This is a genomic window from Microbacterium sp. NPDC091676 (genome assembly GCF_044756645.1).
GTDB lineage: Bacteria > Actinomycetota > Actinomycetes > Actinomycetales > Microbacteriaceae > Microbacterium > Microbacterium paraoxydans_D.
Genome location: NZ_JBIVTI010000001.1, coordinates 1,789,500 through 1,815,081, shown reverse-complemented (window position 1 = coordinate 1,815,081; position 25,582 = coordinate 1,789,500). Strand labels below are relative to the sequence as shown.

Here is a 25,582-nt window from a genome sequence, read left to right as displayed (position 1 = left end):
CCGCGTGCGGAGTGCAAAAACACCCCTCCCGCACTCCTCAGACGCCCCTTTCCGATCCCGCACGCTCTGACCCCGGCAGCGCCCCCCGCGTGAGAGTGCGAATACGGTCCTCCCGCCCGCCGGGAGCGCCCGTTTTTGATCCCGCACCCTCGGACGCGGGAACATCCCGCGTTCGAGTGCGAAAACGCTCCTCCCGTCCGTCGGGAGCGCCCGTCTTTGATCCCGCACGCTCTGATCCCGGGAGCGCCCCCCGCGTCAGAGTGCGAAAACGCTCCTCCCGCCCGCCGGGAGCGCCCGTTTTTGATCCCGCACCCTCGGACGCGGGAACATCCCGCGTGCGAGTGCAATTACGTCCCTCCCGCCCGTCGGGAGCGCCCCTTTTCGACCCGGCACCGGGGGGGACCCGCGGGCACCGCGCCGGCCGGGACGGTTCCTGTCTGGAGAGTGCAAAAGTGCACCTCCCGCAGCCCGGGAGGGCCCCATTTCGATCCCGTACGCGACGCGGCGACCCAAGGCCCGGTGCGAGCGCGAAAACGCCCCCTCCCCGTGAGAGGAGGGGGCGTTTTCCGTCCGGACCGTGCACACCCCGGGCTCGCGCACCCGTCCGGCACCCGGTGCGAGTGCGAAAACGGGCCTCAGCGAGGTGCGGGAGGGGCCAAAGCCGTCCCGCACGCAGCGGGGGCGGGAGCGCGCGGACGCGCGGGGCGGGAACCTACGCGGGGTCGCCGCCGAGAGGGCCGACGGGCTCGAGAGGCCTCGGGTCGTCGGCACCGGTCTTGCGCGCGCGGGCGATGAGGTTACCCAGGTGGTAGATCAGCAGCGCCGCGACCGTCCCGAGCACGATCCCGCCGAAGGCGAAGTCGCCGAGCTGCATCGTGAACCCGGCGATGCCGATCACGAGGGACACCGCTGCGGTGTACTGGTTGACCGGACGCGAGAAGTCGACCCGGCTGTCCACCCAGATCTTGATGCCGATGATGCCGATGAGGCCGTAGAGCGCCGTCGTCGCCCCGCCGAGCACGCCCGCGGGGATCGAGTTGAACACCTCGCCGACCTTGGGCGAGAACGCCAGGAGGATCGCGAACAGACCCGCCACCCAGTACACGGCGGTGGAGTACACGCGTGTCGCGGCCATGACGCCGATGTTCTCGCCGTAGGTCGTGGTGCCCGAGCCGCCGAAGCCACCGGCGATGGTCGTCGCGACACCGTCGGCGATGAGGGCGCGACCGGTGTGCCGGTTGATCGCGGGGTCTTCGGTCATGGTCGCGACGCCGCGCACGTGACCGACGTTCTCCGCGATGAGCACGAGCACGACGGGCAGGAACATCGCGATGGTCGACCAGGTCCCCGGCTCGACGAAGTCCGGGAACTGGAAGTGCGGGAGGCCGATCCACGGGGCGTCCGCGATGAGCTCGGCGGGGGTCTTGTCGCCGCGGAGCGCGTTGGGCACCTCGAACGAGCCGTTGAACGCGGCCCAGATGAAGCCGACGGCGACGCCGAGGAAGATCGAGATCCGTCCGAGGAAGCCCCGGAAGAGCACGGCGAAGAGGATGATCGCGACGAGGGTGATCGTGGCCGTCACGGGGTCGAGCGCGAAGTTGCTCCAGGCGGTGGGGGCGAGGTTGAAGCCGATGAGCGCGACGATGGCGCCGGCGACGACCGGGGGCATCAGCGCGTCGACCCAGCGCAGGCCGACGAACTGCACGACGAGGCCGACGACCGCGAGGAGCACGCCCACCGCGACCACGCCCGCGAGGGCCGAGCCGGTGCCGCCCGCCGCGACAGCCGCGGTGATGGGGGCGATGAAGGCGAACGAGGAGCCGAGGTAGCTCGGCAGCTGGTTCTTCGTGATGAGGAGGAAGAGCAGCGTGCCGATGCCGCTGAAGAGCAGGGTCGTCGACACCGGGAAGCCGGTGAGCGTCGGCACGAGGAACGTGGCACCGAACATGGCGACGACGTGCTGCGCACCGATGGCGATGGTCGCGGGCCAGGACAGACGTTCCTCGGGGGTGACGACGGCGCCGGGCTCGACGGTGCGGCCGTTTCCGTGCAGCTTCCACAAAGCCATGCGGGCTCCTCAGGGTTCGGGATCGGGGGCGGAGTGCTGGAGCAACACTACCGATTCCTGAGTTTTCCCTGTGCGTCCCGCGGCCGCGGGGAGCGCGGCGTCAGGCGCCGAGGCGGTCGATGAGCTCCCGGTACCGGGCGGCCGTCCGGGCCACGACCTCCTCGGGCAGCACGGGGGGCTCGCCCTGCTTGTCCCAGTTCGCCGCGAGCCAGTCGCGCACGATCTGCTTGTCGAAGCTCGCCATCCGCTCGGCCGGGGTCGATCCCGTGCGCCAGGCCTCGGCGTCCCAGTACCGGGAGGAATCGCTCGTGAGCACCTCGTCGGCGAGGCGCAGGGTGCCGTCGGCGTCGGTCCCGAACTCGAACTTCGTGTCGGCGAGGATGAGACCCTTCTCCTCGGCGATGGCCGCGGCCCGACGGTAGATCGCGAGCGAGGCGTCGCGGAGCTCGGCCGCCCGGTCCGCCCCGACGAGCTCGACGACGCGGTCGAACGTGATGTTCTCGTCGTGTTCGCCCATCGGCGCCTTGTAGGCCGGGGTGAACAGGGGCTCGGGCAGACGGTCGCCGTTCTGCAGCCCTGCCGGCAGGGCGATGCCGCACACGGTGCCGTGCTCCTGGTACTCGGCCCAACCGGAGCCGGTGATGTACCCGCGCACCACGCACTCGATCGGCAGCATCTCGAGCGACTGGGCGAGCATGGCGCGATCGGCCACCTCCTCCGGCAGGTCGCCGTCCGTGAGGTGGTTCGGCGCGTCGAGCTGGGCGAACCACCAGCGGCTGAGGCGGGTCAGCAGGGCACCCTTGTCGGTGATGCCGGGGGAGAGCACGACGTCGAAGGCGCTCACCCGGTCGGACGCGACGACGAGGATGCGGGTGTCCGCCGGGTCCTCCGAGGCGTAGAGGTCGCGGACCTTTCCGGAGTAGAGGTGTCGCCACCCGGGGATGGCCTGCGCGTTTCCTGCGGACGGTGTGCTCACCCGCCCATTATCCCGGTGATGCGTGCTCTTCCGCGCCGAGACCCCGCGTTCGCGTCGAGACCCCGGGGTGAGCGCGCCGGGACCCCGGGGTCTCGCCGGAAAATCGGGGTCTCGGCGGAGGAGGGGCGGGTGTATAGTCCATGTGGACTATTTAGCGGGGGCGACAGCAGATTGGGAGCGGCGTGGGGAAGAGCAGGGATGTGGTGGCGGGACTCACGCCCCTCGGGGTGATGGTGCTCGCGCTGCTCCGCGAGAGCGACATGCATCCGTACGAGATGGTGCGCCTGCTCCGCGCGCGTCACGACGACCGGCTCATCACCGTCACCAACGGCACGCTGTACCACACGGTCGCCCGGCTCCAGCGGGCCGGTCTGCTCGACGAGGTCGGCACGGATCGCGAGGGCAACCGACCGGAGCGGACGACCTACACCCTCACCGACGCCGGTCGGGAGGCGGTGGTCGCGTGGGTGCGTCGTGCCCTCCCCCGCATCGACCGTGAGACCGACGCCCGCGTAGCGCTCGCCGAGTCGCACAACCTCCACCGCGACGACGCCGTCGCACTGCTGCAGGAGCGACGGGAGGCCCTCGTCGCCTCGTACGCGCTGCACCACGACGGCCTCGACGCCGCCCGCACCAAGGGCGTCCCGCCGCAGGTCCTCGTCGAGATCGAACGGCAGGAGGCGCTGCTCGACGCGGAGCTCCGCTGGCTCGACTCCCTCCTCACCCGCCTCGACGGCGACGAGCTCCGCTGGGGCCCCGACGCCTTCGACGACACCGACCGCTACCGCGCTCAGCGAAAGGCTGCACAGCAATGACCGATTCCCGCCAGACCTCGGGGCCCGAGACGGGGCCCTTCGCCGCCGGTCACGCGCCGAAGAGTCCGTGGCCGGCGCTCTGGGCGCTCGTCATCGGGTTCTTCATGATCCTCGTCGACACCACGATCGTCTCCGTCGCGAACCCGGCGATCAAGGCCGCCCTCGACCCCGACACGAACAACCTCGACAACGTCGTGTGGGTCACCAGCGCCTACCTGCTCGCCTACGCCGTGCCGCTGCTCATCACCGGACGACTCGGCGACCGCTTCGGGCCGAAGAACATCTACCTCATCGGACTCGCGGTCTTCACCCTCGCCTCGCTCTGGTGCGGACTGTCGCAGACGCTCGAGGGCCTGATCGCGGCCCGCGCGGTCCAGGGGCTCGGCGCCGCGTTCATGACGCCGCAGACCATGGCCGTCATCACCCGCACGTTCCCGCCGAACCGGCGCGGCGCGGCGATGGGCCTCTGGGGTGCCACGGCCGGCGTCGCCACGCTCGTCGGTCCCCTCGCGGGCGGTCTGCTCGTCGACGGCTTCGGGTGGGAGTGGATCTTCTTCGTCAACCTCCCGGTCGGCGTCGTCGCCTTCGTGCTCGCCTGGATCCTCGTGCCGAAGCTGAAGACGCACCCGCACCGGTTCGACGTCGTCGGCGTCGTGCTCAGCGCCGTCGCGCTCTTCCTCATCGTCTTCGGGCTGCAGGAGGGCGAGAAGTACGACTGGGGGACCATCGTGGGGCCGATCTCGGTCTGGGGCCTCATCATCGCCGGCGTCGTGGTGCTCGCGCTCTTCATCGTGCAGCAGGCGCGCACCCGCAGCGAGCCCCTCGTGCCGCTCGCGCTCTTCCGCGATCGGAACTTCTCCGGCGCGAACGTGGCGATCGCCGCGGTCGGCTTCACCGTCACGAGCATGTCGCTGCCGATGATGTTCTTCCTGCAGACGGCGCGCGGCCTCACCCCCACCGAGGCCGCGATGCTGCTCATCCCGATGGCCGTGCTGTCGGGCGTGCTCGCCCCGGTCGCCGGGAAGATCCTGGACCGCGTCGACCCGCGCATCATCCTCGTCCCCGGCCTGATCTGCGTCGCGGGCGCCCTGGTCTGGTACTCCGCCCTGACCACGATGGACACCCCGATCCTGATGTTCCTGCTGCCGTCCGCGCTGATGGGCATCGGCAATGCGGGCATGTGGGGGCCGCTGGCGACCACGGCCACGCGCAAGCTGCCGCCGCGGCAGGCCGGTGCCGGCGCGGGCATCTACAACACCACCCGCACCATCGGCTCGGTCATCGGCTCCGCCTCGATCGCCGCGTTCATGCAGTCGCGGCTGGAGGCGAACCTCCCCGGTCTGGCCGACGCTCCGGCCGGCACGGGCAGCGGCGCGCTGCCGCCGCAGGTCGCCGAGGGCTTCGCAGCCGGCATGTCCGAGACGCTGCTGCTGCCCGCCGGCGTGATCCTGATCGCGCTGGTCGCCTCGCTGTTCCTCCGCGGGCAGGATCGGAAGGACGAGGTCGTCGCCGCGACCCCTCCGGCGTGACCGCGATGACCCCGACACGCCGGTATCCACGCGGGTTCCGGCGGTGTCGGGCGTCCCGCCGAGATTCCGGTGCGCGGGAGGTGCAGGGTTAGGGTGGATGGTCGGCGGCCGCCGGGCCGCCCTTCCGAACCCCGAGGAGCACTCGACGTGAGCCGCCATCCATCCTCTCCGCCGAGCCGTCTGCGGCGGTTCGGCCGCACCGCCGGCGCGACCGCTCTCGCCGCGCTCGTCGCCGCCGGGGCGCTGCTCGCCGGAGCCGCGCCCGCCACCGCGGCCGACGACGGCGAGACCTACGTCATCGGCACCGACACGACCTTCGCGCCGTTCGAGTTCACGAACGAGTCCGGCGACCTGGTCGGCATCGACATGGACCTCCTGCGCGCGATCGCGGAGGACCAGGGCTTCGACGTGGAGATCCGCCAGCTCGGCTTCGACGCCGCCGTGCAGGCGCTGCAGTCGAACCAGGTCGACGCCGTCATGGCCGGGATGTCGATCACCGAGGAGCGCCAGCAGACCTTCGACTTCAGCGACCCGTACTTCACCAGCGGCGTGCAGCTCGGAGTGCTCGAGTCCAGCGACATCGAGTCCCTCGACGACCTCGACGGCAAGACCGTCGCGGTGAAGACCGGCACCCAGGGGCAGACCTTCGCCGAGGAGAACGCCGACGAGTACGGCTTCCGCATCACGCCCTACCAGGACACGACCGACATGGTCGATGCGGTCAAGGCCGGGCAGGCCGTCGGCTACTTCGAGGACTTCCCCGTGCTCGCCTACGGCATCCAGCAGGGGTCGGGCTTCCGTCTCGTCGGCGAGCCCGCGCTCGGCGGCGAGTACGGCTTCGCGGTCAACAAGGGGGAGAACGCCGAGCTCCTGGAGATGTTCAACGCCGGCCTCGCCAACCTGCAGGACTCCGGCGCGTACGACGAGATCGTGGACACCTACCTCGCGTCGGGTGACGACGCGCAGGCGGCGCAGCCCACCGACATCATCTCGGTCGCGGTGAAGTACTGGCCGGCCCTGATGCAGGGTCTGTGGCTCACCATCCTCGCCACGATCGTCGCGGTCATCGCGGCCTTCATCCTCGGGATCATCTTCGGCTTCGGGCGCCTGTCGAAGTTCGCGCCGTTCCGGTGGATCGCGACGGCCTATGTCTACGTCTTCCGCGGGACCCCGATCCTGATCCAGGCGTTCTTCGTGTTCTTCGCCATCCCGCAGCTGATCCCCGACCTCAAGTTCGACCCGTTCGTGGCCGGTGCGATCACCCTGTCGCTGAACACCGGTGCGTACATGACGGAGATCATCCGTGGCGGCATCCAGGCCGTCGACCCCGGTCAGGCGGAGGCGTCGCGTTCGCTCGGTCTCAGCCACTGGAAGACGATGCGCAAGGTCGTGCTGCCGCAGGCGTTCCGGATCATGATCCCGTCGTTCGTGAACCAGGGCATCATCACGCTGAAGGACACCTCGCTCATCAGCGTCATCGGTCTCGCCGAGCTGACGTTCGTGTCGCGCCAGATCATCGCCTCGACGTATCTCTCGGCGCAGGTGCTGACGATCGTCGCCATCATCTACTTCGTCGTGATCACGCTGCTGACGCTGCTCGCGAACCGCCTGGAGAGGAAGGCCAACGCATGAGCAAGATCGAGGTCAGGGACCTGCACAAGTCGTTCGGCGACAACGAGGTGCTCAAGGGCATCGATCTCGCGGTGGAGGACGGCGAGGTCATCGCGGTGATCGGGCCCTCCGGCTCGGGCAAGTCGACGCTGCTGCGCTGCCTCAACAAGCTCGAGGAGCCGACGTCGGGGCACGTGATCATCGACGGTGTCGACCTCACCGACAAGAGCGTGAAGCTGGACGAGGTGCGCCAGCGCATCGGCATGGTGTTCCAGCACTTCAACCTGTTCCCGCACATGACCGTGCTGGAGAACATCACGCTCGCGCCGGTCGAGCTCGGCCGCATGACGAAGGCCGAGGCCCGCGACCGCGCCCGCTCGCTGCTCGAGCGCGTCGGGCTGTCGGAGAAGGCGGACGCGAAGCCCGCATCGCTCTCCGGCGGTCAGAAGCAGCGCGTGGCCATCGCCCGTGCACTCGCGATGGACCCGGAGATCATGCTGTTCGACGAGGCCACCAGCGCCCTCGACCCGGAGATGGTCGGCGAGGTGCTGCAGGTCATCCGCGACCTCGCCGATGGCGGCATGACCATGGTGCTCGTGACCCACGAGATGGGCTTCGCGCGCGAGGTGTCCGACCGCACGGTCTTCATGGACGGCGGCGTCGTGGTCGAGGAGGGCACTCCCGCCGACCTGTTCGGCGCCCCCAAGAACGAGCGCCTCCAGGACTTCCTGTCGAAGGTTCTCTGACCCCGTTCGAGTCGCTCAAATGGCTGCATTCCCGGTCGGGATGCAGCCATTTGCGCTACTTGAAGTGGGTCAGCGAGCGACGCGGGCAGCGATGTCGGTGCGGTGGTGCGAGCCCTCGAGGCGGATGCGGCCGAGGGCGTCGTAGGCCCGATCGCGGGCGGTGCGGAAGTCCGGGGCCACGGCGACGACGTTCAGCACACGGCCACCCGTCGCGATGAGCGAACCCCCCGGTGCGTCGGGGCTCGCGGTCGCGGCGTGCACCAGGCGGACTCCCTCCACGGCGGCCGCATCGTCCAGACCCTCGATCGGACGCCCGGTCTGCGGCGCCTCCGGATACCCCTCGCTCGCCAGGACCACGGTGATCGCGACCTCATCGCGGAACACGGGCTCCGGCTGGTCCTCGAGGGTCCCGGAGGCGGCGGCGAAGAGGAGCTGGGACAGCGGGGTCTCCAGTCGCGGGAGCACGACCTGGGTCTCCGGGTCGCCGAAGCGCGCGTTGAACTCGATCACGCGCACGCCCTGCGGGGTGAGGATGAGACCGGCGTAGAGGAGTCCGATGAACGGGGTGCCCTCGGCGTCGAGCTGCCGGACGACCGGGAGGGCGACGTCGCGGGTGACCTCTTCCACGAACGCCTGCTCGCTACCGAACTGCTCCGCGAGCCAGGGCAGCGGGGAGTATGCCCCCATACCGCCGGTGTTGGGGCCGGCGTCGCCGTCGAGAGCCCGCTTGAAGTCCTGTGCCGGGCTGAGCGCGCGCACGGTGTCGCCGTCGCTGAGGAAGAACAGCGAGACCTCGGGGCCGGACAGGAATTCCTCGACGAGCACGGGGCCGGCCGGGAGGTACTGCTCCGCGTGGGCCAGGGCCTCGGCGCGGTCGGAGGTGACGATGACGCCCTTGCCGGCGGCGAGCCCATCGGCCTTGACGACGTACGGGGCGCCGAGGCCGTCGAACGCGGCCTCGACCTCGGCGACCGTGGCGGCGCGGACCGCGCGGCCCGTCGGCACGCCGGCGGCGTCCATGACCCGCTTGGCGAAGGCTTTGGAGCCCTCGAGCTGCGCGGCTGCCTTGCCCGGCCCGAAGACGGGGATGCCCCGTCCGCGGAGCTCGTCCGCGACGCCCGCCACGAGAGGAGCCTCCGGGCCGATGACGACGAGATCGATCGCGTGCTCGTTCGCGAAGGCCGTGACCGCGGCGCCGTCCAGCGGGTCGAGGGCGACGGGTGTCGCGTCCCGCGCGATGCCGGCGTTGCCGGGGGCGACGAGGATCTCGTGCGCGGGGGACTCGGCGCGCAGCGCCAGGATGATCGCGTGCTCACGGGCACCGGAACCGAGGACGAGGATCTTCACCCGTCCAGCCTATCGAGGCCCGTGCGCGGGGTTTCGGTGGGTCCCGGTCAGAGCGCGATGGGACGCTCGTCCGCGGCGTCCCAGGGCACGGTCCAGCCGGTGGCGTCGAACAGGGCGTCGAGCACCATGGCGGTGAAACCCCACACGATCGTGCCGTCGACGTCGAACGCGGGTCCGCGGAACGTGCGCCCGGCGCGGGACAGGGTCGAGGTGAAACGGGTCGCCGGGTCGAGGAGCTGGGCGACGGGGACGCGGAACACCTCGACGGTCTCCGCGTGGTCGACCGCGACGACGCGGGACGGCGACTGCCACCAAGCGAGGACGGGTGTGACGAGGTGGTTGCTGGCGGCGAGGGGGATCACGGGGAGCGTGGCGAGCACCTCGACCCCCGCGGGATCGAGACCGGTCTCCTCCTCGGCCTCGCGCAGCGCCGTGGCGACCGCGTCGGCATCGGCCGCTTCGGTGCGGCCACCGGGGAAGGAGACCTGACCAGGGTGCGAGGAGAGCGTGGGCGCGCGGCGTTGCAGCAGCACGTCGAGGTCGCGGGCGACGGCCGCATCGACGGTCGGTGCGGGGATGCGGTCGAGGACGCCGAAGAGGATGAGCACCGAGGCGTCGTGGGCGCTGCCCGGGTCGGCGAGCGGAGGGATCGGCACGCTCCAGGAGTGGTCGGCCGCGGCGGCGAGCAGGTCGGCGCGGGCGCCCTGCGGATGCATGCTCATGTCATCGAGCTTATGACCGGGGCCCCTGCAGCGGATCTAGGGTGGGGGGATGGCCAGGAAGATCGACATCGTCGACGGGCGCGCGGCGCTCGGCGCCGTGCGGGAGGCGGAGGCCGCAGGGACGAAGCCGGCGCGGCCGGAGCTCGCCACCGCCGTGCGCTACCTGCTGCAGCTGCTCGACGAGAAGGCGCCGGGGAACAGCGTCGAGGTGCGCGTCCCGCCGTTCGGAGCCGTGCAGGTGATCCAGGGTCCGCGGCACACCCGCGGGACGCCGCCGAACGTCGTGGAGATGGACGCCGCCACCTGGATCGCGGTCGCCACCGGCGCGGAGGCGTGGACGGATGCCGCCACGGCCGGACGCATCCATGCCTCGGGCACGCGCGCGGATCTCACCGGAGTCCTCCCGCTGCGCCCCTAGCGCCGGGCGACGACGAGCGGCACCCCGGTGTGCGGGTGCGGGAAGACGTCGACGGGCTGCCCGTAGACCCCCTCGATCCGTGCGGCCGTGAGGACCTCCTCCGGCGCACCGGTCGCGGCGACCCGACCGCACGCGAGCAGAGTGACGCGGTCGGCATGCGCGAGAGCGGCGTTGAGGTCGTGCAGCACGACCGCGACCGCGACACCGGCCTCCGCTCGCCTGCGGATCACCCGCATGACGTCTTCGTGATGCTTGAGGTCCAGGGCCGCGGTCGGCTCGTCGAGCAGCAGGATCCCGGTGTCCTGGGCGAGCACGCGGGCGAGCGCCACCCGCGCGCGCTCACCGCCGGAGAGCGAGGGGACGGAGCGCTGCCGCAGCGCCGTGACCTCGGTCGTCGCCATCGCCGCCGCCACGATGCTGTCGTCCTCCGCGGCGGCCGGGCTCCGCGCCCACGGCGTGCGTCCCATCCGCACGACCTGCTCGACCGTGAAGGGGAAGGTGACGGTGTTCTCCTGCAGCAGCACGGCCCGTCGCCGGGCGAGATCGCGAGGGCGCGTCCCCGCGACGGCACGGCCGTCGAGGAGGACGGTGCCGGACACCGGAGCGACGTCTCCCGAGAGCACGCCGAACAGGGTGGACTTGCCCGCGCCGTTCGGCCCGACGAGGGCGTGCACCTCGCCGGCGTGGATGTCGATGGCCGCGTCGTCGAGGATGGCGCGTCCGTCGCCGACGCGCACCGTGAGCCCCTGGCCCCGCAGGCGCGGGCTCACGCCCATCCTCCCGACCGCCGCCGCGTCCGCACGAGGAGCCAGAGGAAGAACGGGCCGCCCACGAGGGACGTGATCATGCCGATGGGGAGGTCCGCGAGCGGTACGGCCGTGCGCGCCACGAGGTCGGCGGCCGCGATGAGGAGGGCGCCGCCGAGGGCGGAGGCGATCACGAGCGGGAGGTGTGCGGGGCCGATCAGCATGCGCATGAGGTGGGGCACCACGAGACCCGCGAACCCGATGATCCCCGCGAAGGCCACCGCGGCGCAGACGAGCAGCGTCACCGTGACGATGACGACCATCCGCAGCAGCTCGACCGGCACACCGAGATGCCGGGCGGTGCGCTCGCCGAGGGCGAAGAGATCCAGACCCGGCGCCACGATCAGGGCGACGACGATCCCGATCGCCACGAGCGGCGCGACGAGCTGGATGTTCGACCAGAGGGCGCCGTTCAGCGAGCCGAGCTGCCAGAACACGATCTGCTCGCGCGTCGAGGTCGTGCCGAGGAACGTGAGGAAGGCCATGCCGGCGCCGGCGATGGCGTTGATCGCGATGCCGGTGAGCAGCAGCGTGACCACCTCGGTGCGGCCCCCGGAGCGGCTCAGGAGGTAGACGGAGAAGACGGCCACGAGGCCACCGAGGAAGGCGAAGGCGGGCGTGGTCCACATGCCGAAGGTGGCCAGGCCGAACGTGATGCTGGCCGCCGCGCCGAGCGCCGCGCCGGAGGACACCCCGACGACGCCGGCGTCCGCGAGGGGGTTGCCGAAGATGGCCTGCATGAGCACGCCGGAGACCGCGAGCGCGGCGCCGACGAGGAGGCCGAGGACCAGGCGGGGGAGCCGGAGGTTGTAGATCACGCCGTAGTCGGTCGCCGTGGTCGGTGCCCAGGCGGTGTCGATGCCGATGCCGCGCAGGAGGACGCCGACGAGAGCGGTCGGGGACAGGTCGTACTGCCCGCTGGTGATCGACGCGACGCCCGTGACGAGAAGGCCGATGACGAGGGCGACGACGACCGTAGCGAAGCGCAGTCCCCGATGCCGGGTCGGCGTCGGGGTGACGACCTCGCCGGTCACGAGGCCGGTTCCGGCGCGTACAGGGCTCGCGCGAGGGCGCTGATCACGTCGGCCGACCGGGGGCCGAAGCTGAGGATCTCGGCGTCGGCCATGTCGATCACGCGGCGATGCGCTCCGGCCGGGGTCTCGGCGATGGCGGGGATGCGTTCGAGGAGCCCGTCGACGCCGCCGACCGATTCCAATCCGTCCGTCATCATCACGAGCACGTCGGGTTGCGCGGCGACGAGTGCCTCCGCGGTCATCGGCTTCATGCCCTCCCAGCCGATCTCCTCCGCGACGTCGACACCGCCGACCGCATCGATGAGGGAGTCCGCCCCGGAGTCCTCGCCGAAGATGTAGTACACGTTGGCGCTCCCGCGCACGTACAGGAAGAGCATGCGTGCGCAGTCCGTCTCGGCGGACGGGGTGACTTCGGCGATCTCCGCGATGGCGGCGTCGAGCTCGGCGTCGAGGCGGGCGATGAGTGCCGTGCCGCGCGTCGGGACGCCGAGGGCCGTGGCGATCTCCGTCACGAGCGCGGCGGTGGTGTCGATCCGTCGGTCGCTGGAGATGACGACGACCGCGATGCCCGCATCCCGTAGCTGCTGGCGGACCTCTTTCGGGCCGATGGTGGTGTCGGTGAGCACGACGGTCGGGGCCAGTTCGAGGATCGCCTCCGGGTTGAGCGTGTGCCCGGTCTTGGTGACGACCGGAAGGTCCTCGGTGCCGGGGAACTGCGTGGACGCGTCCCGCCCGACGACCTGATCGCCGAGTCCGAGCGCGAACACCGTGGCGGCGATCGTGCCGGAGATGTCGATCGGGAGGATGCGGTCGGTGTCCGTGATCTCGACCTCGCGGCCTTCGTTGTCGGTCACGGTGACCGGGAGCGCCGGGGCGGTGTCGTCGTCGACGGGGGCGACCGCGTGGCTCGCGAGGCATGCGGTCGAGGGCCCCGTGGCTCCGCGCACGTCGGCGACCAGATCGAGATCCGCGAGAGGGATCGAGGCCTGTGGGCAGGCGTCGTCGACGGCAGGGGTCTGCACCGGACCGGAGTCCGACCCGGCGCAGGCAGCCAGTCCGAGAGCCAGGGCGGCGGCGAGAAGCAGGGCGGGAGCGCGTCGCATTAGGCAAGGCTATCCTAAAACTTGACGCCTTCACCGGCGCCCCTCTACGCTCGGGATCGGCGGCTTGCTTAGCCGAGCCTAACCAAAGTCCACCTTCGCCCGACTGCCGTGCGGCGCCGCAGGGGTGCGCGATCGATCGCGCCCCGCGGGCCGCGGAGAACCGTGAACGCCACAGCACATACCCCCTCAGCGAGCACACGCCTGCGTGTCCTGCTCGCCGCCCTCGTCTCCTTCGTCCTCGTCGCCGCCGGGGCGATGGTGAGCCCGCCGGCGCACGCTGCCGCGGCGACCGTCACCGCGGCGGTGTCGTCCGCCGACAGCACCGGCCTCACCGTGCAGGTGCGGGCCGAGGGCCTGCCGGACGTGTCGGGCGTCTATGCCGCACTGATCGTGTCGGGTGCCGAGAGCGGCGTCTCCGCCGGCGGTGGGTACGCCGCGTTCGCGCTGCCCTTCCCGAGCGTGCAGCAGGGGGCCACGTCCTTCACGCTGCAGGCGCCCGTCGCGTCCCTGGACCGGACGAAGACGTACGAGGTGCTCGTCTGGCAGCAGCACTCCGCGCCGACAGCCGCCACGATCTACGGCCGCGGCGACGTCACGGTGACGCCGGAGCAGTGGGACACGGTCTTCGGAACGACGCCCACCGCGCCGGGCGAGACGGAGCCGGGGGAGACGGATCCGGGGGAGACCGAGCCCGGGGAGACCGAGCCCGGGGAGACCGAGCCCGGTGAGACGACTCCGGGGGAGACGGAGCCCGGAGAGACGGAGCCCGGTGAGACGGAGCCGGCGCCGGCCGAAGCCGCCATCGAGGTGTTCCTCGCCGACGGCACCACGCCCGCTGCGGGCGCTCGCCTCCAGGCGGGCGACGAGATCGTCGTCAAGGGCACCGGGTACGACCCGACCGCGAACGTCGGCGGACGCGGCGTCCCGATCCCGTCGAACCTGCCCCAGGGCACCTACGTGGTCTTCGGCAACTTCGCGTCCACGTGGCAGCCCTCACAGGGGGCGCCGTCCTCGGCGCGTTCGGTCGGCGCACAGGCCTGGGCGCTCGCCGAGGATGTGCTGACCCAGGTCCCGACGCAGTACCAGGGCGCGATCCGCGCGCAGTGGGTGGACATCTCCGCCGACGGCTCGTTCCAGGTCACGCTGACGCTGAAGGACACCCCGGCGACGCCCGGCTCCTACGGGGTGTACACCTACCCGGCAGGCGGTGTCGTCAACGCTGACCAGGAGCGCAGCGTCGCTCTGGACTACCGCATCGCCTCGGGGCTGACGACCACCGTGAAGGCGGCGACGGCCGCGGACGGCCTCACGGTCACGGCCGCGGCGACGAAGCTCGGTGCCGTCACCGGTGCCTACGCCGCGCTGATCGAGAAGGGCACGGAGGCCGATGTCACCGCCGGAGGCGGCTTCCTCGCGATGCAGTACGTGCGCGGCATCACCGGCGGCGGCTTCAGCGTCGACCTGACCGCGGCCGCGAGTGCTCTGGACCGATCCAAGGCCTACGAGGTGATCGTCTGGCAGCAGCACACGATGCCCAGCGCGGACACGATCTACGCACGCTCCACCGTCACCGTCACCGACGCGCAGTGGAACGCCCTGCTGCCCTCCTCCGGACCGTCGGTCACGACCGCCGTCACCGGCGCCACCGCCGCGGACGGGCTGACGGTGAAGGTCACCGCCGCCGACCTCGGCGCGGTCACCGGCGCCTATGTGGCGCTCATCGAGACGGGGACCGAGGCCGACGTGACCGCAGACGGCGGCTTCCTCGCCATGCAGTACGTCCGGAACATCGGCTTCGGAGCCTTCGCCGTCGACCTGAACGCGGCGGCGAAGAACCTCGACCGGTCGAAGACGTACGAGGCGATCGTGTGGCAGCAGCACACGACGCCGACCGCCGACACCATCTACGCGCGCGGAGCGGTCACGATCACCGACGCGCAGTGGCGCGCACTCCTCGGCGAGAAGCCGACCGAGCCGAAGCCCCCGGTCACGCCGAAGCCCCCGGTGACTCCGACGAAGCCGGCCGCGAGCGTCCCCGGCGGGTCGCTGCGCTGGGCCATCTCGTCCTCGTTCACGAACTACATCACCGGACCGATCGCCCAGGGCACGATCGCCGTCTCCGGGGGCGCCACGCGTTCCGGCGGCCAGTTCCAGTTCGGGCAGACCGTGGGCGGCGACTTCGATGCGGCTTCCGGACGCGGCAGCGTCGTCTACCGCGGTGCCGTGCGCTTCACCGGCCACCACGGGGTGCTCGACGTCACGGTCGCCGATCCGATGATCCGCATCACCTCGGCGTCCTCCGCCACGCTGTTCGTGACGAGCGGGGGTGCGCAGGTGCCGTTCGCGACCCTCGACCTCTCCCGCGCCGTCCGCACGGCGGCCGGCGGCGCCGTCACCTACACGGCGGCACCCGCCGCCCTCACGGACGCCGGACGCGATCGCGTCCTCTCGGGGTACGGCACCACGCTCAACCCCGTCTCGTTCACGATCGGCTCCGTCGCCGCCGCTCCGTCGGGCACGACGGGCACGGTCGCGGCCGCCGCGGTCGTTTCGAAGGCCACGCTCCCGACGACCGCGCCGACGGCGGCCGGCATCGAGGTCGACGAGGAGAACCTCGCCGCGCTCGCCGCCGGGAAGACGGCCACGGTCTCCGCCTCCGGCTTCCGTGCGAACGAGGAGGGCATCAAGGTGGTCGTGTACTCGACCCCCGTGCTGCTCGGCACCGTGACGGCCGACGCGGCGGGTGTCGCGACGTGGTCGGGTGCCCTCCCGGCCACGCTCGCAGACGGCGAGCACACGCTCACCTTCCAGGGCTCGGTCGATCGCGGTCTCGCGTTCACGCTCGCCAGAGCGACCGCGGAGATCGGCGTGTGCACGGTCGAGGGGGCGACCCTGCACTGGGGCTACAAGGAGTCGTTCCGCACGTACATCGAGGGCATCGCGCGGGGCGGCTGGACGCTCACCGACGTGACCTACGAGTACCCCGCCTTCGTGTGGTCGAACGGCACCGGTTCCCTGGACGACGAGGCGCGCGCGGGTCTGGTCGCCTACGGCGGCAGCATCGCCTTCACGGGCCACGACGGGGCGCTGAACACGACGCTGGCGAACGCGCGCGTCGAGCTCGCGGGCGACACCGGCTACCTCGTGTTCGACGTGACCGGGACCACTCAGGCCGGGGAGGCCGTGGCGCAAGAGGGCGTGCGTCTCGCCGAGTTCGCCCTCGCGGACGCCGCCGTCGTCGACGGCGCGCTGACCCTCGATGCGGTTCCTACGACGCTGACCCCGGCCGGTGCCTCCGCGTTCGGCACGTATGAGGCGGGCGAGGAGCTCGACCCGGTCTCCGCCGTGATCCCGGTCGACGGCGCCTGCGGCACTCCCGCCGAGGACGAGTCCGAGCCGGAGGCCGCGGCGGACGCGGCGGTGACCGCGATCAGCGCGCCGGTCGCCACGGAGGAAGCTCCGGTGTGGCCCTGGATCGTGGGCGGGCTGGTCGTCGTGGCGCTGGCCGCGACGGGCGGGGTGCTGATCGTGCGTCGCACCCGGAGGGGGGAGCCGGCCGAGACGACGACCGAGGTCTGAGTCCGGCGGCTTTCGGAACCGCCCTCCCCGGTGATCGGGGAGGGCGGTTCCGCGTGCGGCTGCGCACGCCCGCAGAGGGTGGGACAATGGAGGCATGCCCTCCCACGACACCCACCAGACCGTCGAAGCGACCGTGCGCCGCGTGCCGCGGTACGGCGTTCTCATGGGCATCGGGGTCGTGCTGGGCGTCATCGCCGCCGGCATCCTCACGATGGTCGGCAGCTTCGAGCAGTCGCAGGCGCTCGATGTCGTCTACCCGCCTGGTCAGGTCTTCGGCTTCCTGCTGCTCTGGACCGTGCCGATCGGTCTGGCTCTCGGCGGCGTGGCCGGACTCATCCTCGAGCGGATCGCCCGTCGCCACGACCGCGTCGTGAAGGTCGACCGGGAGACCGTGGTCGACGAGGATGACACGACGACCGACCGCGCCTAGGCGAGCTCGGCGATCACGGGACGGATGGCGGAGTCGAACGCCACGACGTCCCGGCGGAGCCCGTCGGTCACCGCGACCGTGAGGTCGCCGATCCACCAGATCCCGCGCTGCGACAGGGGCAACACCTGCACGTTCAGCTCGAACGAGTGCGCGCGGCGTCCGATGTCACGCTCGAACTCCGCGATCGCGCTCGCGTACGCCCGGTAGGCGTCCCCGCCGGTGTGGCTCTTCATCGACCCGACGTACCGGTCGTGCGCGGCGGTGGCGTACCGGAGGGCGGTTCCGGCATGCGGCCGGATCGCGGCGGAGAGCGCCTCGGCGCCGCTCGCCGGGAGGGCCACCAGGGTGTCGAAGCCGTCGATCAGCTCCAGCGGCACACCGGAGTGATGAGCCCGGGGCTCCACGGTCATGTCCCAGTACCCCCGCCACTGCGCTTCGACCTCGGGCGGGGCATCCGCCGCATCGGGGGCGCGCACCGAGAGGTCGCGCAGGGACGGCAGATCCAGCGGCGCCCTGATGCCCAGCAGCTGGCGCAGCGCGAGCGCGACGAGCACCGGAACGCTCGCGTCTTCGCGGATGAGCCACTGCGGCTTGTCGGCCATGGCCCCCATCGTAGGCGGGTGCGGCGACCCTGCGGAGCCCCGGCACGGTAATGCCCCCGGCGAGCCACGTCAACCCTCACGGTGATCGTCGAGGCCGGGGGTAGACCTGCTCACACGTCGGCGGCCGTCGGCGGGAGTCGAGAGGAAGAACGATGTCGCAGAGCAATGCAGAAGGTGCCGCGGGTAGCGGTACGACCGAGTCTCCGGGCACCGTCCGGACCGCCGCGCACGAGGCCGCGGGTGTCGCCGACACGGCGAAGGGCCAGGCCGCGGACGTCGTCGAGACGGCGAAGGCCGAAGCGGGCGCCGTCGCCCATGAGGCCAAGGATCAGGTGCGCGACCTGTACCACCAGACCAAGACCGAGCTGTCGGAGCAGGCGGCGGTGCAGCAGCGCCGCGTCGCGGACGGACTCCGGTCCGTGGGCGGGGAGCTGAGCACGATGGCGGAGCGCTCCGACGGCGGTGTCGCCGCCGATCTCGTTCGTCAGGCGTCGACGCGCATCCAGGGCATCGCCGGCTGGATCGGCGACCGCGACCCCGGGTCGCTGCTCACCGAGGTGAAGTCGTACGCGCGAGCGAAGCCCGGCACGTTCATCGCCGTGGCCGCACTCGCCGGTCTCGTCGCCGGCCGGCTGACCAGGGCGCTCTCCGAGGGTGCCGCGGAGTCCGCCTCGTCCGGCGCGGCATCGGGCTCCGGCTCTCCGTCGGTGGCGGGAGCGGCGGCACCGGCGGTCCCGCCGCGTCCCGACGTCGCCGCGGCGACCACCCCCGGCGCAGTCCCCGGGAGCGCGGGGGCGGCTGGCCTGGTCGGAGGTGCCGGAACCGCAGAGAACACCACCCTCGGTCAGCCGCCGCTGCCCACAGACGGCACCGTGCCCGGCGCGCCGGACGGCATGAGCGGGATCGACGCCGGCACCGCCCCGTGGGGCGTCACGCCGCACGGCGAGACCGTGGACGACGGGGACACCCCGCTCTACGACCGCACCGACGCCGCCACCCGCGGATCCGATGAAGAGGGGCGACCATGACCGACGCCGCCCCCACACCCTCGGAGCAGAAGGCCGAGACCACGTCGCTCGGCGATCTGCTCAGCGAGGTCACGACCGACCTGTCGACGCTGATGCGGCAGGAGCTGGAGCTCGCCAAGGCCGAGCTCAAGCAGTCGGCCACGCGTGCCGGCCGCGGGGCGGGGATGCTCGGCGGGGCGGGATACGGCGCACTCATGGCCGTGTTCTTCCTGTCCGTCGCCCTCTGGTGGGCCCTCGGCGCCTACGTCACCGGCCTCGGCTGGTCGGCCGTAATCGTCGCCGTCATCTGGGCGGTGATCGCCCTCGTCCTGTTCGTGACGGGACGCAAGCAGTTGAAGAGCATCGAGGGGGCTCCGCGCACCGTGGACACCCTCAAGCGCATCCCCGATGCGGTGAAGAGGAATGAGGAGAACAAATGAGCGATTCACCCGACGCGATCCGCGCCGACATCGAGCGGACCCGAGCGGAGTTCGGCAGGGATGTCGACGCCCTCGCCGACAAGGTCACCCCCTCGAAGGTCGTGCACCGGCAGACGCAGAAGATGAAGGGCGCCGTGCGCTCGGCGGTCGACCGGGTCATGGGCGCCGCCGATGACGCCGGGGACCGACTGGGGGATGCCTCCTCCTCGGTCGCCGACGCCGGACGGCACACCGTGGCCAAGGCGCAGGGCAACCCGCTGGCGGTGGGTCTGATGGCCTTCGCCGCGGGACTCGTCGTGGCGGCCGTCATCCCCGCCTCCTCGAAGGAGAAGGAACTGGCCGAGGACATCAAGGAGAAGGCCCAGCCTCTCGTCGATGAGGCGACCGACGTCGCCAAGACCATCGGGCAGGACCTCAAGGAGCCGGCGCAGGAGGCCTTCGCCGCCGTCAAGGACGAGGCCGCCGGCGCCGCTGCGCACGTCCGCGACGACGCGACCCACGCCGTCGACGAGGTGAAGAGCAGCGCGCAGGACGCCCGCGACAACGTCGCCGGCGGGAACTGAGCGGCGCGGAATCCCTGGAGGGAGGGCCCGGTCCGATCCGTCGGACTGGGCCCTTCCTGTCACCGGGGCGTCAGCCGTCGACGCCGGTGCGCGTCGCCGTGGAGGTCCGGCGGGCGACGGAACGACGGTGGAGGAGGACGCCCGTCAGCAGTGCGAGCACCGCTCCCGCGGTGAGCCCGATGAGACCGCCCGCGTCACCGCCGGTGGCGGCCAGCCCCGCGGGGGGAGCGGCCGGCGGCGTCGGCGTCGGCGGGGACGGCGGCTCCGCGGTGGTCGGCGGCGTGCTCGGGGAGGGTGGGGAGAGCGTGGTCGGGTTGGTCAGCTCGACGGCCACGACCGACCCTGCGCCGATCGTGAGCCGTGCGCCTTCCTCGGTCGTGGTCACGCCGGCACCGCGGAACTGCGGGCGTCCCCACACGACACCGGGCACCGCCTCCGCGGTGTGCTCGGACAGCGTCACGACCGCGCCCACCGGGATCTGCGCGACGTCGCGCGCGGTGCCGTCCGCGGGCAGCATGAGCGTTCCGGTCACCGCACCGTCCGCGGTGGGGTAGGAGTAGTCGACGGCGAACGTCGCATCGGCCGGGACGAGGGATGCCCCCTCGCCGACGATCCGTTTCGCGACCGAGAACCCGCCGCGCCCGTCCCCTCCGCCGTCGCCGCCCGCCACGCTCGCGGTCACGGTCGCCGTGGTGGTGGTGAAGCTCGACCCCGAGACGGTGTTGGCGAACACCTGGCCGTCGTGCGCATCCGTCGGCAGCTCGGTCTGATACGACAGCCGATACAGGCGGTCGGCCTGCGCCGGCGCCGTGAGCTCCACGGTGAACGACGAGCTCGCGGTGCCCGGAGTGAGGACGAAGTCCGACCCCGCCGCGAGCGGGTGGAAGTCCGCCGGGTCGAACAGGCCGCCGGCCCACGCGTCGGTGGCGACCGAGCCGAGGGCCACGGTGTCCGGCAGCAGGGTCAGCCCGGGAGTCGCGGTGTCGGTGAGGGTCGGGCGCTCTCCGCTGAGCAGGCGTCCGGGCACCCAGATGTACCACTCGATGGTCCCGTCGGTGGTCTGCACGCCCGACTTGGTCGCGTCGGTCGGCACCGGCTCGGGGCGCTGCGGGCCGACGCCGCCACCGGGGATCTCCACGGTGATCGGATCCCCGTCCCCGGTGGTGAAGGTCACGGTGTCGACGTCGGTGGTCTCCTCCGCCTTCGCCTGGAAGAACAGGGTCCCGTGGACGTTGTCGTGGGTGAGGACGTAGTCGCTCAGCGTGCACGTGATCGCGCTCGCCGTGACGGTGCAGGTGCCGACGACGGCACCGTCCGGATCCCGCAGCGGGAACGACGAGGTGACGCCGACCAGGCGGGGCGTCGAGGGGAAGGCCAGCGAGAAGGTGTCGCCGGGCTGCGCGCTGTCGGGGACGGCCCAGGTCGCTTCGAGGCGGAGCGTGTCGTACAGATGGATGTCGCCTGTCGGCTCCACCACCGTCACCGCCGTGATGGCGTCCAGCTCCGCCGCGTGCGCCGCCGGCGGCACCGCGAGTCCGACCAGCGCCAGGACGGCGATGGCGCTGCTCGCCATGCCGCGGCTCCTCCCGCGTCGTCGCTCCGTTCTCCTCTTCTGCGTGCGCACTGTCCACCTCTCTGTTCCCTCCGGGGTCTCCGGACGACGAAACCCGCCTGCTTCGTCGACAGACTCTCACATGCGCGGATGATTACGCTACGTATGAGGACGATCCATCATCGATTCCGGACGGTGTGGCGGGAAGGGGGCGGCGGGCCGGGTGGCCGCCCGCGGGCGGTAGGCTGTTCGGGTGGCTGCCTCCCCCACCAACCCCTATTCCGAAGCCGGCGTCGACACCGCGGCGGGTGATCTCGCCGTCGAACTGATGAAGTCGTCCGTGCGCGCGACGCACGGCCCCGAGGTGCTCGGCGGTGTCGGCGGTTTCGCCGGTCTTTTCGACGCCAGCGCCCTGCGTGACTTCCGGCGTCCGCTGCTCGCGACCAGCACCGACGGCGTCGGCACCAAGGTCGCCATCGCGCAGGCCATCGACAAGCACGACACGATCGGCCAGGACCTCGTCGGCATGGTCGTCGACGACATCGTCGTGGTGGGTGCGAAGCCGCTGTTCATGACTGACTACATCGCCTGCGGCAAGGTCGTCCCCCAGCGGATCGCGGACATCGTGCGCGGCATCGCCGAGGCGTGCGCCGCGACCGGCACCGCGCTCGTCGGCGGCGAGACGGCGGAGCACCCCGGTCTCCTGGGCCCTCGCGACTACGACGTCGCCGGCGCGGCGACGGGTGTGGTCGAGGCCGACGCCATCCTCGGTGCGGAGCGTGTGCAGGACGGCGATGCGGTCATCGCGGTCGCCTCCAGCGGCCTGCACTCCAACGGCTACTCGCTCGTGCGGCACATCATCACCCGTGCCGGGATCTCCTACGGCGACAACGCCGAGGACTTCGGTGCGACCTGGGGCGAGGCGCTGCTCGAGCCCACGCGCCTCTACACGCTGCCGCTGCTGCGCCTGATCGAGGCCTCCGGCGGGGTCCACGCCCTGAGCCACGTCACCGGCGGCGGCATCGCCGCCAACCTCGCGCGCGTGCTCCCGCAGGGGAGCTGGGTCGAGGTCGACCGCAGCACGTGGTCGCCGAGCCCGGTCTTCCGCGTGCTGAGCGACATCGCCGGTTCCACGCTGGAGTCCGCCGAGGGCACCTGGAACCTCGGCATCGGATTCCTCGCCGTCGTGGCGGCGGACAGGAAGGACGCCGCGATCGCGGCGTTGAACGCCGAGGGCATGCCCTCCTGGCAGGTCGGCACGGTGGGCTTCGGCCCGCGTCCGGCCGGCGAATTCGAACAGGGCGCCAAGGGCGTCGATGGTGGAGCGGTGCGCCTCGTCGGCGCCTACGCGGACGGAGCGAAGTAAGAGCCCATGTGCGGCATCGTCGGAATGGTGGGCTCTGCCCCGGTCAATCAGGACATCTACGACGCCCTCCTGCTGCTGCAGCATCGCGGGCAGGACGCGACGGGCATCGCCACCGCCGAGGCGAACGGCGTCATGCACAACGCCAAGGCTCAGGGGATGGTGCGCGAGGCGTTCCGCACCCGCGACATGCGCGGACTGCTGGGCAACGTCGGTCTCGGCCACGTCCGCTACGCCACCAAGGGCACCGCGTCCAGTGAAGAGGAGATGCAGCCGTTCTACGTGAACGCGCCCTACGGCATCATCCTCATCCACAACGGCAACCTCACGAACACGCGCGAGCTCGCCGCCGACATGGCCCAGCGCGACCGCCGGCACCTGAACTCGTCGAGCGACACCGAGCTGCTGCTCAACGTGCTCGCCGGTGAGCTGCAGGCCACGACCTCCACCGTCGACCTCGACCCCGACCGGATCTTCGAGGCCGTCGCCCGCACGCATGACCGCATCGAGGGCGCGTACGCCGTGATCGCCGTCATCGCCAACTACGGCCTGCTCGCGTTCCGCGATCCGTTCGGCATCCGTCCGCTGATCCTCGGGCGTCGTCCGTCGGTCGTCCCCGGGGCCGAGGGCAAGGACGAGTGGGTCGTGGCGAGCGAGTCCCTCGTGCTGGAGAACGGCGACTACGAGGTCGTGCGCGAGGTCGAGCCCGGCGAGGCCGTGTTCATCACGAACGACGGCGAGCTGTTCACGAAGCAGTGCGCCGCCGAGACGCACCTCGCCCCCTGCGCCTTCGAGTACGTCTACCTCGCCCGCCCGGACTCCGTCATGAACGGCATCTCGGTGTACGAGTCGCGCCTGCGGATGGGCGACAAGCTCGCCGACACGATCGCGAAGCACGTGCCGATGGACAAGATCGACGTGGTCATGCCGATCCCCGACTCGTCGCGCCCCGCCGCGATGGAGGTCGCCCGCAAGCTCGGCATCGAGTACCGCGAGGGCTTCTACAAGAACCGCTACGTCGGCCGCACCTTCATCATGCCGGGGCAGGCGGTGCGCAAGAAGAGCGTCCGTCAGAAGCTCAATGCCATGTCCACGGAGTTCCAGGGCAAGAATGTGCTCCTGATCGACGACTCCATCGTGCGCGGCACCACCTCGAAGGAGATCATCCAGATGGCCCGGGATGCCGGTGCCGCCTCGGTGACCTTCGCCTCCGCCGCCCCGCCGGTCCGGCACCCGCACGTGTACGGCATCAACATGCCCTCCCGGCACGAGCTCATCGCCCACGGCCGCACGATCCCCGAGATCGCGGAGGAGCTGGGCTGCGACCACCTCGTGTACCAGGAGGTCGACGACCTGAAGGCCGCGATCACCGAGGGCTCCGCGCTGGAAGACCTCGACATGAGCTGCTTCGACGGCCGCTACGTCACCGGCACCGTCACCGACGAATACCTCGCCTGGGTGGAGGGGTCGCAGACCTCTTGATGTCCGGGTCCCTGAGCGCGCCGCAGGGCCGACCCCTCTGGCAGGGGCGCGCCCTCGCGTTGATCGGGATCGTGCTGGTCGCGTTCTCGCTGCGGTCGGCCGTCGCCTCGCTCTCTCCTGTCCTCGATCACGTCGCCGAGGACTTCCCGGTGGCCCCCGTGATCGTGGGTCTGATCGGCGCCGCTCCGCCCGTGTGCTTCGCGCTGTTCGGGCTGCTGACCCCCCTGTTCGAGCGCCGGTTCGGGCTGGAGCGGATGGCGGTCGTGGCCATCGTGCTGATGGCGGCGGGCATGCTGCTGCGCGGCCTCGCCCCCGACTCCTGGAGTCTGCTCGCGGCGACCGCGGTCGTGTTCGCCGGCGTGGGGTCGGGCAACGTCCTGCTGCCGCCGCTGGTCAAGAAGTACTTCGCCGACCGGCTCGGCGTCATGATGACCGCGTACTCCACGACGCTCGCGGTCTCGACCTTCCTCCCGCCGCTGGTCGCCGTCCCCGTCGCCGACTCGCTCGGCTGGCGGATCTCGCTGGGTATGTGGGGCGTGGTGGCCGCCCTCGCGCTCGTGCCCTGGGTCACGCTGCTGGTGCGCTCCCGCGGTGACGACCGCCCGGTGCCGACGGAGCTTCTGGTCCCCGACCCCACCGACGGCGTGGACGATGTGCGCGACGCGGTCGCCGCCTCGACAGGGCCGATCACGACCCAGTCGGCGAGTCCCCGTGTCTTCGGCCGGCTCTGGCGGCTGCCGCTGGCGTGGGCGCTCGCCCTCGTGTTCGGCACGTCGTCGACCATGGCCTACGTCGCCTTCGCCTGGCTTCCGACCATCCTCGTCGACCTCGGCGGCGTGACCCCGGCGACCGCCGGCTTCCTGCTCTCGCTGTTCGCTCTCGTCGGGCTGCCGTGCTCCATGCTCGTGCCGGTGCTCGTCGTGCGGTTCCAGGCGACCCGCCCCCTGTTCTTCGTGGCCGTGGTCGCCGGTCTCGTCGGGCTCGGCGGCCTGCTGCTCTTCCCGACCGTCGCGCTGCCGCTGTGGGTGGCGATCTTCGGGCTCACCGCGATCATGTTCCCGCTGAGCCTCGTGCTCCTGAGCATCCGCGCGCGTACGCCGGAGAGCGCTGTCGCCCTCAGCGGCTTCGTGCAGAGCATCGGCTACGCGATCGCGGCGGTGTTCCCGCTCCTCGTCGGCCTTCTCCACGACACCAGCGGCGGGTGGCATGTGCCGCTTCTCGTGGTGGCGGGGGTGCTGGTCGTCTCGGTGCCCGCGGGCATCATCGCCGGTCGCCGCCGCACGATCGAGGACGAGTGGGAGCGGCGTCACGGCCGCTGGTGACGATCGCCGTCAGCGCCCTCGGGCGGCTGTGCGCTAGCGAGGGTGCGCTGTCCCCCAAAGAGGGGAC

22 protein-coding genes are annotated in these 25,582 nt (G+C 71.5%); 13 read left to right on the top strand and 9 right to left on the bottom strand.

The genetic code is table 11. The features are described from left to right. Nucleotides 1-712 precede the first annotated feature (712 nt). Nucleotides 713-2,068, bottom strand: a complete 1,356-nt coding sequence (locus ACIQID_RS08865; protein ID WP_400283946.1) for a uracil-xanthine permease family protein — start codon at nt 2,066-2,068, stop codon at nt 713-715. A gap of 100 nt (nt 2,069-2,168) precedes the next feature. Further along, the gene (locus ACIQID_RS08860; RefSeq protein ID WP_400283943.1) at nt 2,169-3,044 is read right to left on the bottom strand and encodes a phosphoribosylaminoimidazolesuccinocarboxamide synthase; all 876 of its coding nucleotides are present in this window, start codon (nt 3,042-3,044) and stop codon (nt 2,169-2,171) included. Nucleotides 3,045-3,226: 182 nt separating this feature from the next. On the opposite strand from ACIQID_RS08860, the gene ACIQID_RS08855 reads away from it, so the two are divergent. From ACIQID_RS08855 to ACIQID_RS08840, 4 genes are all read left to right on the top strand, one after another. Further along, nucleotides 3,227-3,859 (top strand): PadR family transcriptional regulator, encoded by a 633-nt coding sequence (locus ACIQID_RS08855; protein WP_400283940.1) that lies wholly within the window; start codon nt 3,227-3,229, stop codon nt 3,857-3,859. Further along, entirely contained in the window at nt 3,856-5,388 is a 1,533-nt protein-coding gene (locus ACIQID_RS08850) for a DHA2 family efflux MFS transporter permease subunit (RefSeq protein WP_400283937.1), read from the top strand. The genes ACIQID_RS08855 and ACIQID_RS08850 overlap by 4 nt, the downstream gene beginning before the upstream one ends. Before the next feature lie 147 nt (nt 5,389-5,535). Next, complete coding sequence (locus ACIQID_RS08845; protein ID WP_400283934.1) at nt 5,536-7,020, top strand: amino acid ABC transporter substrate-binding protein/permease; 1,485 nt, start codon at nt 5,536-5,538, stop codon at nt 7,018-7,020. Beyond that, a complete protein-coding gene (locus ACIQID_RS08840; RefSeq protein ID WP_312673973.1) occupies nt 7,017-7,745 on the top strand; it encodes an amino acid ABC transporter ATP-binding protein in 729 nt (242 codons plus the stop codon). The genes ACIQID_RS08845 and ACIQID_RS08840 overlap by 4 nt, the downstream gene beginning before the upstream one ends. 69 nt (nt 7,746-7,814) lie before the next feature. Here the strand turns inward: ACIQID_RS08840 and purD are convergent, their stop codons facing one another. After that, nucleotides 7,815-9,092 carry a phosphoribosylamine--glycine ligase gene (gene purD / locus ACIQID_RS08835; RefSeq protein WP_400283930.1) on the bottom strand — a complete coding sequence of 426 codons (1,278 nt, stop codon included), beginning with the start codon at nt 9,090-9,092 and terminating at the stop codon, nt 7,815-7,817. A 47-nt stretch (nt 9,093-9,139) separates the two neighbouring features. After that, a complete protein-coding gene (locus ACIQID_RS08830; protein ID WP_400283927.1) occupies nt 9,140-9,814 on the bottom strand; it encodes an NUDIX hydrolase in 675 nt (224 codons plus the stop codon). Nucleotides 9,815-9,863: 49 nt separating this feature from the next. Here ACIQID_RS08830 and ACIQID_RS08825 point away from each other — a divergent pair, with 49 nt between their 5' ends. Continuing rightward, the gene (locus ACIQID_RS08825; RefSeq protein WP_312673968.1) at nt 9,864-10,232 is read left to right on the top strand and encodes a sterol carrier family protein; all 369 of its coding nucleotides are present in this window, start codon (nt 9,864-9,866) and stop codon (nt 10,230-10,232) included. Here the strand turns inward: ACIQID_RS08825 and ACIQID_RS08820 are convergent. Genes ACIQID_RS08820 through ACIQID_RS08810 form a run of 3 tightly spaced genes read right to left on the bottom strand, consistent with a single transcriptional unit; the run spans nt 10,229 to nt 13,175 of the window. Then, nucleotides 10,229-11,002, bottom strand: coding sequence for a heme ABC transporter ATP-binding protein (locus ACIQID_RS08820; RefSeq protein ID WP_400283923.1), 774 nt, complete (start codon nt 11,000-11,002; stop codon nt 10,229-10,231). The genes ACIQID_RS08825 and ACIQID_RS08820 overlap by 4 nt on opposite strands. After that, nucleotides 10,999-12,072 carry a FecCD family ABC transporter permease gene (locus ACIQID_RS08815; RefSeq protein WP_400283919.1) on the bottom strand — a complete coding sequence of 358 codons (1,074 nt, stop codon included), beginning with the start codon at nt 12,070-12,072 and terminating at the stop codon, nt 10,999-11,001. The genes ACIQID_RS08820 and ACIQID_RS08815 overlap by 4 nt, the downstream gene beginning before the upstream one ends. Further along, nucleotides 12,069-13,175 (bottom strand): hemin ABC transporter substrate-binding protein, encoded by a 1,107-nt coding sequence (locus ACIQID_RS08810; RefSeq protein WP_400283916.1) that lies wholly within the window; start codon nt 13,173-13,175, stop codon nt 12,069-12,071. Before ACIQID_RS08810 ends, ACIQID_RS08815 begins: the two co-directional genes overlap by 4 nt. A gap of 162 nt (nt 13,176-13,337) precedes the next feature. On the opposite strand from ACIQID_RS08810, the gene ACIQID_RS08805 reads away from it, so the two are divergent. Then, complete coding sequence (locus ACIQID_RS08805) at nt 13,338-16,754, top strand: HtaA domain-containing protein (protein ID WP_400283913.1); 3,417 nt, start codon at nt 13,338-13,340, stop codon at nt 16,752-16,754. Nucleotides 16,755-16,848: 94 nt separating this feature from the next. Further along, complete coding sequence (locus ACIQID_RS08800) at nt 16,849-17,184, top strand: potassium transporter Trk (protein WP_312673959.1); 336 nt, start codon at nt 16,849-16,851, stop codon at nt 17,182-17,184. Here the strand turns inward: ACIQID_RS08800 and ACIQID_RS08795 are convergent. Continuing rightward, nucleotides 17,181-17,786, bottom strand: coding sequence for a zinc-binding alcohol dehydrogenase (locus ACIQID_RS08795; RefSeq protein ID WP_400283909.1), 606 nt, complete (start codon nt 17,784-17,786; stop codon nt 17,181-17,183). The two genes, ACIQID_RS08800 and ACIQID_RS08795, sit on opposite strands and share 4 nt — an antisense overlap. Nucleotides 17,787-17,938: 152 nt before the next feature. Between ACIQID_RS08795 and ACIQID_RS08790 the strand changes: the two genes are divergently transcribed. The 3 genes from ACIQID_RS08790 to ACIQID_RS08780 are packed head-to-tail and all read left to right on the top strand — an operon-like array spanning nt 17,939 to nt 19,796. After that, entirely contained in the window at nt 17,939-18,814 is an 876-nt protein-coding gene (locus ACIQID_RS08790; protein WP_400283906.1) for a hypothetical protein, read from the top strand. Continuing rightward, nucleotides 18,811-19,233, top strand: a complete 423-nt coding sequence (locus tag ACIQID_RS08785) for a phage holin family protein (protein ID WP_331201748.1) — start codon at nt 18,811-18,813, stop codon at nt 19,231-19,233. The genes ACIQID_RS08790 and ACIQID_RS08785 overlap by 4 nt, the downstream gene beginning before the upstream one ends. Continuing rightward, nucleotides 19,230-19,796, top strand: coding sequence for a DUF3618 domain-containing protein (locus ACIQID_RS08780; RefSeq protein WP_144881447.1), 567 nt, complete (start codon nt 19,230-19,232; stop codon nt 19,794-19,796). Before ACIQID_RS08785 ends, ACIQID_RS08780 begins: the two co-directional genes overlap by 4 nt. A gap of 70 nt (nt 19,797-19,866) precedes the next feature. On the opposite strand, the gene ACIQID_RS08775 is transcribed toward ACIQID_RS08780, so the two are convergent. Further along, complete coding sequence (locus ACIQID_RS08775; protein ID WP_400283902.1) at nt 19,867-21,369, bottom strand: DUF5979 domain-containing protein; 1,503 nt, start codon at nt 21,367-21,369, stop codon at nt 19,867-19,869. A 232-nt stretch (nt 21,370-21,601) separates the two neighbouring features. On the opposite strand from ACIQID_RS08775, the gene purM reads away from it, so the two are divergent. From purM to ACIQID_RS08760, 3 genes are read left to right on the top strand one after another with little or no spacing between them, the layout of a single operon-like run. Next, complete coding sequence (gene purM, locus ACIQID_RS08770; RefSeq protein WP_312673949.1) at nt 21,602-22,714, top strand: phosphoribosylformylglycinamidine cyclo-ligase; 1,113 nt, start codon at nt 21,602-21,604, stop codon at nt 22,712-22,714. A gap of 6 nt (nt 22,715-22,720) precedes the next feature. Further along, nucleotides 22,721-24,193: an amidophosphoribosyltransferase gene (gene purF / locus ACIQID_RS08765; protein ID WP_071327787.1), complete on the top strand. Its 1,473-nt coding sequence runs from the start codon at nt 22,721-22,723 to the stop codon at nt 24,191-24,193. After that, nucleotides 24,193-25,515 (top strand): MFS transporter, encoded by a 1,323-nt coding sequence (locus ACIQID_RS08760; protein ID WP_331201750.1) that lies wholly within the window; start codon nt 24,193-24,195, stop codon nt 25,513-25,515. Before purF ends, ACIQID_RS08760 begins: the two co-directional genes overlap by 1 nt. Nucleotides 25,516-25,582 lie beyond the last annotated feature (67 nt).